Origin of the sequence: Baekduia sp., assembly GCF_035996765.1 — a bacterium.
GTDB lineage: Bacteria > Actinomycetota > Thermoleophilia > Solirubrobacterales > Solirubrobacteraceae > Baekduia.
In genome coordinates this window covers 39,537-51,996 of the sequence record NZ_DASYJG010000010.1, presented here as the reverse complement: position 1 = coordinate 51,996, position 12,460 = coordinate 39,537, and the positions used below count along the sequence as shown (strand labels likewise).

Genomic DNA, 12,460 nt, shown 5'->3' with positions numbered 1-12,460 from the left:
CCCTTCGGGCACAACCGTCCCCGCGAGATGGGCGAGTCCGGGTCGCCCTCGATGTTGGTGATGCGTCCGTCGCGTACCGACACGATCTGCCCGCACCCGACCGCGCAGTAGGGGCACACCGACCGCACGTGCTCGTCGGCGTCGACCGTCCGAGCGTGGAGCTGCTCGGTCTGCGCTGACCGCGCGGATGCACCCAAGCCATGGACGTCACCCGCCAGTAGTTGGCGGATGACCGGCCAATCAGCGAGGGGCACCCTCATCTACTACCACCGGAGACGCTTCGAGCAACTCCTCGATCTCCTGATCGAGATCAGGCTCTCCCTCGATGTGCACGTTCGGGAGGATGCGATCGAGCCACTTCGGCAGCCACCAGTTGGCGTCACCGAGCAACTCCATCGTTGCGGGCACGAGCAACATGCGGACGATGGTGGCGTCGACGAGGATCGCCACGGCCAGCCCGAGTCCGAACTCTTTGATCACGCGCTCGTCGCCGAACACGAAGGACCCGAACACCGTCACCATGATCAGTGCGGCCGCAGTGATCACCCGCGCCGTGGCGGACAGTCCGTCGGCTACCGCGAGTCCGTTGTCCCCCGTCTTGTCGTACTCCTCCTTGATGCGGCTGAGCAGGAACATCTCGTAGTCCATCGACAACCCGAAGAGGATCGCGAACACCATCACGGGCAGGAACGCCTCGATCGGCCCGGTGCGGTCGACACCGATCAGTTCAGCGCCCCAACCGTGCTGGAAGACGGCCACCACGACGCCGAAGGCAGCGGCGACCGACAGCAGGTTCATGACCGCCGCCATCGCGGGGATCACCAGGCTGCGGAAGACGGCCATCAACAACAGGAACGACAGCAGCACGACGATCCCGATGAACAACGGCAGCTTGTCGCCCAGGACCTTGGAGAAGTCGATCCCGATCGCGGTCGAGCCGCCGACCAGCACGTTGACCTGGCCCTGTTCGGCCGGTGGCACCACGCTGGTGCGCAGATGCTTGACCAGGTCGCTGGTCGCCGCGTCCTGCGGTGAGTGCTGCGGGTAGACCTGCGCCAAGGCGATGTTCTTGCCGACGATCACCGGCTTGGTCGCCGCGACGACGCCGTCGGTCTTTCGCACGGCGTCGACCACGCGCGTGAACGCCGCCTTGCCCTCGTCGCCCTTGACCTCGGCGACGAGCTGCAGCGGCCCGTTGAAGCCGGGCCCGAAGCCCTGGGCGAGCAGGTCATAGGCCTTGCGCGTCGTCGAGCTGGCGGGGTCGTTGCCGGCGTCTGAGGAGCCCAGGCGCATCGACAGCGCGGGCGCGGCGAGCAGCAGCATGATGACCGTTGCCGAGACGGCGAGGACGACCGGCCGCTTCTGCAGGATGTCGGCCCACCGCGCCCAGGCGGGCGATTCATCGGTGGTCGTCAGCTCGCCGGCGGCGACCGCACGGCGCTGCTTGCCGGTCAGCACCCGCTTGCCGAACAGCGCCAGGAACGCGGGCAGCAGCGTCAGCGCGGCGAGCACGGTGAAGGCGACGACGATCGATGCGGCGGTCGCGACCCCGTAGAGGAACGACACGCCCAACGCGAACATGCCCAGCAGCGCGATGCAGACCGTGATGCCGGCGAACAGGACCGCGCGCCCCGAGGTGTCGAGCGAGTTGACCGCGGCGTCCTCGGGTGTCGCACCGCGCATGATCTCCTGGCGGTACCGGGTCACGATGAACAGCGCGTAGTCGACGCCGACACCGAGGCCGATCAGCAGCGAGAGCTCGGAGCTGAACGACGCCATCGTGAGCGCGTGCGACAGCAACCCGATGACCGCGACGCCGACGCCCAGCGCGAACGCGGCGGTCAGGAGCGGCAGGATCGCCGCCAGGAAGGATCCGAAGACCACCATCAAGATGACCAGCGCGGCGATGAAGCCGATGCCGACACCGCCGCCGCCCTGCTGGCGCGCCTGCTCGATCGCCTGGCCGCCGATCTCGACCTGCAGCCCGTCCTTGCTGAAGCTCTGGACCTTGGAGACGATGTCCTTGGAGGCGTCGATCGGCACGCCGACGACGTCGTCGTCCAGCGTGACGGTTGCGAACGCGATCCTGCCGTCCTTGGAGACCTGGGCCTCGTTGCCGGTGTCAAACGGCGACGCGACCGACGCGACGTGCGGCATCTTGCCCACGGCGTCCAGCGCCGTCTGCACGCGCGCCTTGGTCTGGGGATCGGTGATCTTGCCGTCCTTGACGGCGACGACGAGCTGCTCCTGGTCGCCGGAGGCCTTGGGGGCGGACTTCTGCAGCAGGTGCAGTGCGTCGAAGCTGTCGGTGCCGCTCAGCTTGAACTCGTCCTTGTAGTTGCTGCCGGCGGCGGCGTGGATCGCGGAGAGGCCGACGAGGGCGACGGCCCAGCCGATGAGGACGATCCAGCGGTGGCGAAAGCACCAACGGGCAAGTGTGCGCATGGGGGAAAGAGGCTCCGGTGGGGTTGGGGAGAGGGAGCAGGATGCTCACGGCGAGCATCGCTTCCGGAAACCTTAGACCGAGTCAGCCTCGAAAACTCATCTCGGGTCAGCGAGCGTGAGGCTGCGCAGCCGCTCGAGCACCTGCTCGCGCAGCTCGCCGGTCGGCGGGGCAAGCCCCAGGAGCTCGCCAAACCACAGGCCCTCGGCGGCCAGCCGGACGATCGTGGCGTCGACGGGATCGATGCCGTCCTCGACGATCCGCTCCTGCCAGCCCTGGTATCGGGACCGGACGGCCTCTAGCCGCTCGGGCTGCAGCGCGAGGACGGCGAGGATGCCGCTGTCGATCTCGCGCGTGTGCGCGTCGGTGAGGTCGCGCGCGGAGACGTCGGCGTAGGCGCGCGTCCAGCCGCCGGGCTCGCCGTCGGCGTTGGCGGCCGCGTCGATGTCGGCCTGAAACGACGCCTCCCAGCGGTCGACGACCGCGTCTAGCAGCTGGGCCTTGGAGGAGAAGTGGTAGAGCAGGCCGCCCTTGGAGACGCCCGCCTCCTGCGCGACGGCGTCGAGCGTGAGCTTCGAAGGGTCGCGCAGGAGGAGGCGCGCGGCGGCATCCAGCAGCTTGTCGCGGGTCTCGCCCGCGGGGCGCCGCGGCACCTAGTGCGCTCCGCCGGCCGCGCTGAGGCCGGCGACGCCGAGGACGATGATCGCGAGGCTGGCGAGCTTCATGACGTTCATGGTCTCACCGAAGGCAACGACGCCGGCGACGGCGACCAGCGCGGTGCCGACGCCGGACCAGATCGCGTAGGTCAGCGAGACGGGGATGTCCTTCAGCGCAAGCGCCAGCAGCCAGAACGAGATGCCGTAGCCGACGACGACGATCGCCGACGGCATGGGTCTGGAGAACCCGTCGGAGACGCGCAGAGCAAGGGTGGCGCCAACCTCGGAGAGGATGGCCAGAGAGAGGAGGAGGAAGGCGGGCATGAGCGTTACTATACCGTCTGGACGGTATAGTAACAAGGTGCGTTAAGACATGTTCTCGTTTGCAAAGCACACCTCACTGCCCTAGCGTCGGTTCATGTTCCGGGTCGGAGTCGCTGTCCTCATCGCCACCGCGTTGCTCGGCATCGCCGCGCTCGCGTTCGGCCAGGACGTCGTGCCGATCAAGGTCACGGCGGTCGTCAAGGTGACGCCCAACAAGGCTGGGACGCCAAGCCATCCGCAGGGCGTCCATGTCGACGTGCGGGCGAAGATCGACATCCCGCACGACTACGACCCGCCGCTCGTGCAGTCCGTGACCATCTGGACCTCCAAGGCCGGCGTCTACAACGGCGCGAAGTTCCCGACCTGCAGCTTCAGGGCGATGGAGCACTCCGGGCTGAGGACCTGCCCCGCGCGCTCGATCATGGGGCACGCGACGGTCAAGGCCGACGCTGATGGCGTCAACAGCTATCCGAAGGTCACGATCGTCAACGGGGGCGCCCACTACATCTACTTCTACGTCGTGCTGTCCACGCCCGCGCGCGTCCAGCAGCCGATCGCCGCGACGATCACCAAGCTCACCTCCGGGCCCTGGCAGTACCGGCTGGACTTCAAGGTCCCGCGCAACCTGCAGATCGTCGCCGGCATCCCCCTGAGAGCGGAGGCGTTCCATGCCACCTTCGGCCGCGAGGACTGGATCGCGAGCACGTACTGCCCGCCGGATCACAAGTGGCGCTGGCACGCCGAGGGGCGCTACAGCTCCGGGCAGGTCGTGCCCGCTAACGGCACCATCGCCTGTCGTAGCTAGCTAGGCTCGGCCGGTGCTCAGCGCAGTTCACGACTGGATCGGCCGCCACCGCATCGCCGTCCTCGTTGCCTGGGCGTTGCTCATCGCCGCGGCGGTCCCGGCCGCGCTCGGGCAGTCCGACCATCTGACGGGCGGCGGCTTCCAGGTTCCCGGCTCGGCGTCTGAACGCGTCGAGACCGAGGTGCAGTCCAGCGTCCCGATCGACTACCGGCCGACCGAGTTGGCCGCCGTGCTCGTCGCGCCCAAGGGCACGCCGCTGAGCGACTACCGCGCGGCGATCGCCGCGCTGCGCAAGGCGGCGCGCGAGACGCCACGGGTCGACCTGCAGGAGCCGGTCGCCGAGACGGCGATCTACCTCGCCCGCACGCGCCCGGGACGCCCTGTCGTTGTGGCGCTGCGGCTCAACGCCGACGAGTTCCACGCGCCAGATGTCGCCAAGGTGCTGCGCAAGAAGCTCGGGTTGGCCGACGGCCGCCACTACGGGGCCGTGCGACTGCACCTCGTCGGCGCCGGCGCGCTGTGGGCCGGGATGGTCGACCTGACCAAGGACGACCTCAAGGGTGCCGAGCGCGTTGGCTTCCCGGTCGTCGCGCTGATCCTGCTGGCGATGTTCGGGTCCTTGGCCGCGGCCGTGCTGCCGCTGGCGATCGGCGGTGTCTCGGTGCTCATCACCGGCGCGCTGATCGGGCTGCTCGCGCGCCATACGACGATGAGCTTCTACGTGCCCAACATGGCGTCGATGATCGGGATCGGCGTCGCGGTCGACTACTCGCTCTTTGTCGTCGTGCGCTTCCGCGAGGAGCTGCGCGATGGCGCGACGCAGGCTGCCGCGCGCGCGTCGGCGATGGCGACCTCCGGCGTGGCCGTGCTGTTCAGCGGCGCCGGCGTGGTCATCGCGCTGGCCGGGCTGCTGCTCGTCCCGACGCCGGCGATTCGCTCGATGGCCTTTGGCGCCATCGTGGTGGTGCTGGTCGCGATGCTCTCGTGCACGTTGTTGCTGCCGGCGCTGCTGGCGGTCCTGGGCCCACGGATCGGGCCGGCCAAGCCCGACTCGGGGCTGTTCCGGCGCTGGAGCCTGTGGGTGACGGCACGGCCGGCGTTGTCGCTTGTCGGGGTGATCCTCGTGCTGCTCGCCCTTGCCTCGCCGGTGTTGGGGTTGCGCACCGGCGATGGCGCTCTGCGCCAGTTCCCCAAGGACAACGAGACGCGGCAGGGCTTCGAGGCGGCCGTTTCGGTGCGCGGCGACGGCGACGGCTCACCGCTGAAGATCCTGGTGCGCAGCAAGGCGTTGAGCCGGTCGGTCACGGTGCTGCGCGCCGACCCGGAGGTCATCAAGACCGGTGTGCGCACGCTCACCGACGACAAACGCTGGATCTTCATCGTGGTGCAGACGCGCCACAACGCCGATGCGCCGCAGGTCAAGGACCTGATCAAGCGGCTGCGCGCGAAGCTGCCGGCCGGCAGCCTGGTCGGCGGCAACAGCGCGGCACAGGTCGACTTCAACCATGCGATCACGGGGTCGCTGTGGAAGATCGCCTTGTGGACCCTGTTGGCGACGTTCGTGTTGTTGTTGCTGATGCTGCGCGCGATTCCGCTGGCGCTGCAGGCGGTGGCGGCGAACGTGCTCAGCGTGGGGGCGAGCTTCGGGATCCTCACCGCGTGGCAGACGTGGGGCAAGCCCGACGGCTACATCGACACGGTGACCATCCCCATCATCTTGGCCGTGGTCTTCGGGTTGTCGATGGACTACGAGGTCTTCCTGCTCAGCCGCATCCGCGAGCGGCGTGAGGCGGGCAACGACACGCGCACGGCGGTCATCGACGGCATCGCGACGAGCGGTCGGACGATCAGCGCGGCGGCGCTGGTCATGGTCGCCGTCTTCGCCTGCTTCGCGGTGACGGGCGTACCGGTGATCGCCGAGCTCGGGTTCGGAGCGGCGGTGGCGATCGCGATCGACGCGACGCTCGTCCGGTTGATTCTGGTGCCTGCGGCGATGGTGTTGTTGGGGGAGCGGTGTTGGTGGAGGCCGAAGTTCGGCGGCTCGGGCCGAACGCGGGAGGCACAGGCGGTGGGGCGGGGCTGATGTCTAGCATCGCTCGCTGACAGCGTTAGGCAGCAAAATCGTTTGCAAAGCGGCGCTCACTGCCCTAGCGTCCGCTTCATGCTCCGGGTCGGAATCGCGGTTCTCGCCGCTGCGGCACTCCTTGGCGTCGCCGCGCTGGCGTTTGGGCAGGACATCGTGCCGATCAAGGTCGCGGCGGTGGTCAAGGTGACGCCGAACAAGGCCGGCACGCCCGCGCACCCGCAGGGGGTGAAGGTCGAGGTCCTCGGCACGGTCGACATCCCGCATGACTACGACCCGCCGCTCGTGGAGTACGTGGACATCTGGATCCCCAAGGGCGCGCTGTACAACGGCGCCAAGTTCCCGACCTGCAGCTTCGCGGCGATGGAGCGCACCGGGCTGAAGACCTGCCCCGCGCGCTCGATCATGGGTCACGGGACGGTCACCGCCGACGCCGACGGCGTCACGAGCGTCGCGAGGTTCACCGCCGTCAACGGCGGCGCCACCAAGATCTACAGCTACGTCAGGCTGTCCACGCCGGCCCGCGTCCGGCAGACGGTGGTCACGACGATCACCAAGCTCAACTCGCCACGCTGGGGGTACAAGCTGCACCTCGCGGTCCCGCGCAACCTGCAGATCGTCGCCGGCATTCCGCTGCGGGTGGAGCGTTTCCACGGCTTCTTCGGTCGTGAGGACTGGCTCGCCAGCACGTACTGCCCGCCGGACCACAAGTGGCGCTGGCACGCCGAGGGGCACTACGCCTCCGGGCAGGTCGTGGGCGTCAGCGGCAGCGTCGCCTGTCGCAGCTAGGAAGGGCTCGCGACTCGGGGGTTAACCCCCGTAGAGGTCGCCCGCGTGCCATAGGGACACGGGCGCTCGCGCGAGGGAGGCTGCTGGAATGAGCCCGTCTGGCACCGTTGCGCCCGCGCGTCCGCCTGCATCCGAGCCGCCCGCGCCCGGCGCGTCGGCGATCGGGCCGACCGCCGACGACGTCCAGCCGACCGCCAACGAGAAGCTGGATCGGTTCCTCACCGGCACCATCACCGTCCTGCCGTTCCTGGCCCTCGGCGTCGTCTGCTGGCAGCTGTGGAACAGCCTGCTGCACTGGTCAGACATCGCGGTCTTCGGGATCACCTATGCCTTGTGCGCGATCGGGATCACCGTTGGCTTCCATCGACACTTCACCCATCGCAGCTTCAAGGCCAAGCCGTGGGTGCGGGGGATGTTGGCGATCTTCGGCTCTGCCGCGATCGAGGGGCCGATCATCTCCTGGGTCGCCGACCATCGCAAACACCATGCCTTCTCCGACAAGGAGGGCGACCCGCACAGCCCGCACGGCCACGACGGCCCGCTGCGCGGTCTCCTGCACGCCCACGTCGGCTGGCTGTTCATCCACACCCAGCGCGCCAACCGCGAGCGCTACACGCCGGATCTGCTCAAGGACCCGTTCATCGCCTACGTCGACCGCACGTTCCTGCTCTGGGTCCTCGCGGGCCTCGCGTTCCCGTTCGGCCTCGGCTGGCTGATCGGCGGTTCGATCGACACGGCGCTCACCGGCTTGCTGTGGGGCGGCGCGGTGCGGATGCTCGTCCTGCACCACGTGACCTACTCCATCAACTCGCTCTGCCACTTCTTCGGGCGCACGCGCTTCGATGTCGACGACGAGTCGCGCAACCTCGCATGGCTGTCGCTCTTCTCGCTGGGCGAGTCCTGGCATCACAATCACCATGCCTTCCCGACCTCGGCCCATCACGGCCTGCGCTGGTACGAGTTCGACGTGTCGTCGCTCGTCATCCGCGGGCTGCGCCGCGCGGGTCTGGTCTGGGACGTGGTGGAGATCTCGCCGGAGCGTCAGGCGCGCAAGCTCGCGCCGGACGACGCCGGCGAGCGCGCCGCTTAGCCGACGCGCGCGCCGGGGTAGGGGAAGCCGCCGGGCGCATCGGCGTCCGGGGCGACCCAACGCCGCACCGCGACATCACAGGCCGCATACCCCCAGTTGATCAGCCGCTCCTGCAGCAGCTCGTCCATCGCTGCCAGGCGCGTCTTGGTCTCGGCGAGGGTGCGGGTCTGCTCCACCGGGGTCGGCAGGCTGCCGGGCGGCGGGCCGAAGGCGTCAGCGTCGCTGCGGATCCCCCAGTAGGTGCCGGTGCGATCACTCCGCTGGAAGCCCGCGATCGTCTGACGTTTGCGGAGGTTGCGGACCTGGTTGTCGATGACCTCGTTGACGCGGTAGCTCTGCCGGCCCCAGTCCCAGGGCACCGCGTCCTGGGCCTGCATCTTGCCGCCGCCGTCGCTGACCAGGATCGTGCGGTAGCTCTTCCAGGCCGCTTCGAGCCCGAGGTTGTCGTAGACGCCGCCGTCGGAGAGCACGGCGCCGCTGGTGAACGGGGCCCGGAAGTTCTCGCCCCGCCATATCGGCGCCCACGCGCCGGGATCGACGGCGAGTCGCAGCGGCGAGAGGAACGGGGGAAAGGCCGAGGACGCGGCGACGGCGATGGCGAGCGCGATGTCGGGAGCGTCGATCTTCCCGATCGTGTAGTCCGCCATGTAGGGCTTGGAGAACCGCCAGAGCGCGCCGGTCTGCAGGTTGGTGGCGTTGATGACGAAGCGCGGACGATCGACGAGCTGCTGCAGCGTGGCGTCACCGAACAGGTGCTTGCGGTAGGCGCGGACGACCTCGTCGGCGATGCTGCGGCGCGGCCTGAGGAGACCGCTGATCACCGAGCCCTTGTCGACGGTCTGTCGCGCCAATCCGCGCAGCGGCGTGACGACGGCGGCGTCGAAGGACGCCGGGGAGGCGACCGCGGCGGCGTCAAAGGCCAGCAAGCCCCAGCGCAGACCGAGGGTGGCCGCGGTGATCGACCCGCCCGAGACGCTCGAGACCCGGTCCAGCCGCGGCAGGTAGCCGAGCTCGTTCAGGCGCCACAGGGCGCCGACGTGGAAGAGCATCGCGCGATACCCACCGCCCGACAGGCAGAGCGCGATGCCGTCGCGCAGGCCTTCGGGTTCGGGTTCGGTGACGGGCTCGATGGCCCGCAGGTCGTAGAGCTCGCCGTCAGGCACGTTCGTCTCTTTTCTCAGGGGCCGTACAGCGGATCGCCGAGGTCGATGCGCAGTGAGAGGTCGCACGGCGGTGTTCCTGATCGGCAGTGATCACTCAGCATCGCTCTTCGCCTGACCCTATGCCTTTTGCTCGCGTCAAGTCAACACGGCCTGCGACGACGATGTGATAAGAATGAGTCTCATCTTATGCGACGCGCCCTCCTGCTTGCCCCCGTGCTGCTCGCCGCTGCCTTCGTGGCCGGGTGCGGGACAGGCGACTCCTCGTCTGCCAGGCCGGGCGCCATCGACGTGGTGGTCACGACCACCCAGCTCGGCGACATCGTGCGCGCTGTCGGTGGCGATGCGGTGGACGTTCATCAGATCCTCAAGCCGAATACCGACCCGCACGACTACGAGCCGCGGCCGAAGGACATCCAGGCGACGGCCGGGGCCAGGCTCGTCGTCGTCAGCGGCGACAACCTCGACCGGTGGATGGGCGACGTCCTCGACAACGCCGGCGGTCACCCGGCCGTGCTCGACGCGGGCGTTGGGCGACCGGTCACGCTGCCCGGGGAGGACACGGGGCCTGAGGCCTCGCGGTTTGATCCGCACTGGTGGCACGACCCGGTCAACGTGGAGTACGCGACGGCGCGCATCCGCGACGCGCTTGCCGAGGCCGACCCGCACGCGACAGCGGCCATCGACGCCGGCGCCGAGGCCTACCTCGCCAAGCTGCGCACGCTCGACACCGGCATCGCCAAGTGCATGGCCACGGTCCCCGTCGCCCAGCGCAAGCTCGTCACCGACCACGACGCCTTCGGCTACTTCGCCAAGCGTTATGACATCGACGTCGTCGGTGCCGTGATCCCGTCGCAGACCACGCAGGCCCAGCCGTCGGCAGGCGATCTCGCCAAGCTCACGACGGTCATCCGTCGTGAAGGCGTCAAGGCGATCTTCCCCGAGAGCTCCATCAACCCCAAGTTGGCCAAGGCGATCGCGCGCGAGACCGGCGCGACGGCCGACCACACGCTCTACGGCGACACGCTCGGTCCCGCGGACTCACGGGGCGCGACCTACCTCTCCATGATGGTCGCCAACGCCGACGCGATGGTCCACGGCTTCACCGGTGGCGCGCAGGGCTGCTCCGTGGCCGGGCTCTAGCTCCAGCGCCGCAGCTCGCGCTGGGCGATCGTGCGCTTGTGGACCTCGTCGGGCCCGTCGGCGAGGCGCAGCGTGCGCTGATGGGCGTACATCGACGCCAGCGGGAAGTCGTCGGAGACGCCACCGCCGCCGTGGACCTGGATCGCGCGGTCGATGATCTTCAGCGCGACCTGCGGCGCAGCGACCTTGATCGCCGCGATCTCCACGCGCGCGTGACGGTTGCCGACCGTGTCCATCAGCCACGCGGTCTTCATCGTCAGCAGGCGGATCATCTCTAGCTCGATCCGCGACTCGGCGATCCAGTCCTGGATGTTGGCGTTCTCGGCCACCGGCTTGCCGAACGTGACCCGCGACAGCGCCCGCTGGCACAGCAGCTCCAGCGCGCGCTCGGCCATGCCGATCGAGCGCATGCAGTGGTGGATGCGGCCGGGGCCGAGGCGCGCCTGGGAGATCATGAAGCCCTCGCCCTCGCCGGCCAGCAGCGCGCTGGTCGGGACGCGCACGTTCTCAAAGCGCACCTCGGCGTGGCCCTCGCGGTCCTGGTAGCCGAAGACCGGCAGGCCGCGGACGATCGTGACGCCGGGCGCGTCGATCGGGACGACGAGCATCGACTGCTGCTGATGCTTGGGACCCTCCGGGTTGGTCTTGCCCATGACGATCAGCACGCGACAGTTGCGATGCAGCGCGTTGGAGGTCCACCACTTGCGGCCGTTGATGATGTAGGAGTCGCCGTCGCGCTCGATGCGCGTCTCGATGTTGGTGGCGTCGGAGGAGGCGACGTCGGGCTCGGTCATCGCGAAGGCCGAGCGGATCTCGCCGTCCAGCAGCGGCCGCAGCCACCGCTCCTTGTGCTCCTCGGTCCCGAAGAGCGTCAAGACCTCCATGTTGCCCGTGTCGGGCGCGCTGCAGTTCATGGCCTCGGGCGCGAGGTGGGCCGAGCGGCCCATGATCTCGGCGAGCGGCGCGTACTCGGCGTTGGTCAGGCCTGGTCCCCACGCTTCATGGGGGTGGAACAAGTTCCAGAGGCCCCGTGCGTGCGCATCTGCCTTGAGCTCCTCGAGGATCGGCGGATGGAAGTGCGGGTCGCCCGCCTCGCGCATCTGCCGCTCGTAGACGGCCTCGGCCGGATAGATGCGCTCGTCCATGAACGCCTCCACCCGCTCGACGTGCTCCTTGCAGCGATCGGTCAGCTCGAAGTCCATGGGAGGGAGGAGATCACGAAGCCGGCGCACCGCGCGTTGCAGGCGCTTGCGTACTTGTATACTAGTACGCGACATGCGATCCAGCTTCCGTGAGCGCTCGCTCGGAACGTCTGCGCGCGACCAGGCGTATGTCACCCTGCGCAAGGCGATCGTCGGCGCGGAGCTGGAGCCCGGGCGGCGATTGTCGGAGAACCAGCTCGCCGAGCTGATCGGCGTCAGCCGCACGCCGGTCCGCGACGCGCTGTCGCGCCTGCGCGACGAGCGGCTCGTCGCGATCGTTCCGCAGCTCGGCACCTTCGTCACCTACATCGACGAGCAGGCGATCGCCGATGCGCACTTCGTCCGCGAGGCGCTGGAGGTCGGCGCGATCCGGCTCGCGGCGCGCGACGCGCGGCCCGAGCAGCTCGCCGACCTGCATCGCAACCTCGAGGCCCAGGAGCGTGCGGTCGCCGACGATGACGCCGCGACCTTCGCCCGCCTCGACGATGACTTACACCGCTTGCTCTGCGACCTGTCGGGTCGCGAGGTCGCGTGGCGGTTAAGCGAGCGCACGCGCGGGCAGCTCGATCGCGTGCGGCTGCTCAGCCTGCCCGAGGCCGGCTACCGCGGCCAGATGCTCGCCGAGCACCGGGCCGTCGTCGGCGCGGTCGTCGATCACGACGCGGTCGCCGCCGAGCGCGAGTTGCGCAAGCACCTGCGGATGGTCTTGTCGAGCCTGCCTGCGATCCGCGAGGCTCACCCCGAGTACTTCCAGGAGGACTAGAG

12 protein-coding genes are annotated in these 12,460 nt (G+C 69.1%); 6 read left to right on the top strand and 6 right to left on the bottom strand.

All coding sequences use genetic code 11. The features are described from left to right. The 4 genes from VGO10_RS02230 to VGO10_RS02215 all read right to left on the bottom strand — a co-directional run. Nucleotides 1-260 (bottom strand): hypothetical protein (locus VGO10_RS02230; protein WP_327464697.1); only part of this gene is annotated, 260 nt, incomplete at its 3' end. After that, on the bottom strand, nt 241-2,445 hold the full coding sequence (locus VGO10_RS02225; protein ID WP_327464695.1) for an MMPL family transporter: 2,205 nt from the start codon (nt 2,443-2,445) through the stop codon (nt 241-243). The genes VGO10_RS02225 and VGO10_RS02230, both read right to left, overlap by 20 nt. 96 nt (nt 2,446-2,541) lie before the next feature. Next, the gene (locus VGO10_RS02220; RefSeq protein WP_327464693.1) at nt 2,542-3,096 is read right to left on the bottom strand and encodes a TetR/AcrR family transcriptional regulator; all 555 of its coding nucleotides are present in this window, start codon (nt 3,094-3,096) and stop codon (nt 2,542-2,544) included. Beyond that, nucleotides 3,097-3,423, bottom strand: a complete 327-nt coding sequence (locus VGO10_RS02215; RefSeq protein ID WP_327464691.1) for a multidrug efflux SMR transporter — start codon at nt 3,421-3,423, stop codon at nt 3,097-3,099. Between the two features lie 94 nt (nt 3,424-3,517). On the opposite strand from VGO10_RS02215, the gene VGO10_RS02210 reads away from it, so the two are divergent. From VGO10_RS02210 to VGO10_RS02195, 4 genes are all read left to right on the top strand, one after another. Then, nucleotides 3,518-4,228: a hypothetical protein gene (locus VGO10_RS02210; protein WP_327464689.1), complete on the top strand. Its 711-nt coding sequence runs from the start codon at nt 3,518-3,520 to the stop codon at nt 4,226-4,228. 13 nt (nt 4,229-4,241) lie between these two features. Beyond that, nucleotides 4,242-6,311, top strand: coding sequence for an MMPL family transporter (locus tag VGO10_RS02205; protein WP_327464687.1), 2,070 nt, complete (start codon nt 4,242-4,244; stop codon nt 6,309-6,311). A gap of 78 nt (nt 6,312-6,389) precedes the next feature. After that, the gene (locus VGO10_RS02200) at nt 6,390-7,100 is read left to right on the top strand and encodes a hypothetical protein (protein ID WP_327464685.1); all 711 of its coding nucleotides are present in this window, start codon (nt 6,390-6,392) and stop codon (nt 7,098-7,100) included. A gap of 88 nt (nt 7,101-7,188) precedes the next feature. Next, nucleotides 7,189-8,190, top strand: a complete 1,002-nt coding sequence (locus VGO10_RS02195) for an acyl-CoA desaturase (protein ID WP_327464683.1) — start codon at nt 7,189-7,191, stop codon at nt 8,188-8,190. Here the strand turns inward: VGO10_RS02195 and VGO10_RS02190 are convergent. After that, nucleotides 8,187-9,353: a patatin-like phospholipase family protein gene (locus VGO10_RS02190; RefSeq protein ID WP_327464681.1), complete on the bottom strand. Its 1,167-nt coding sequence runs from the start codon at nt 9,351-9,353 to the stop codon at nt 8,187-8,189. The genes VGO10_RS02195 and VGO10_RS02190 overlap by 4 nt on opposite strands. Before the next feature lie 186 nt (nt 9,354-9,539). Here VGO10_RS02190 and VGO10_RS02185 point away from each other — a divergent pair, with 186 nt between their 5' ends. Further along, nucleotides 9,540-10,493, top strand: a complete 954-nt coding sequence (locus VGO10_RS02185) for a metal ABC transporter substrate-binding protein (RefSeq protein ID WP_327464679.1) — start codon at nt 9,540-9,542, stop codon at nt 10,491-10,493. Here the strand turns inward: VGO10_RS02185 and VGO10_RS02180 are convergent. Further along, complete coding sequence (locus VGO10_RS02180; RefSeq protein WP_327464677.1) at nt 10,490-11,695, bottom strand: acyl-CoA dehydrogenase family protein; 1,206 nt, start codon at nt 11,693-11,695, stop codon at nt 10,490-10,492. The genes VGO10_RS02185 and VGO10_RS02180 overlap by 4 nt on opposite strands. Nucleotides 11,696-11,768: 73 nt before the next feature. Here VGO10_RS02180 and VGO10_RS02175 point away from each other — a divergent pair, with 73 nt between their 5' ends. Then, nucleotides 11,769-12,458: a GntR family transcriptional regulator gene (locus VGO10_RS02175; RefSeq protein WP_327464675.1), complete on the top strand. Its 690-nt coding sequence runs from the start codon at nt 11,769-11,771 to the stop codon at nt 12,456-12,458. Nucleotides 12,459-12,460: the final 2 nt, after the last annotated feature.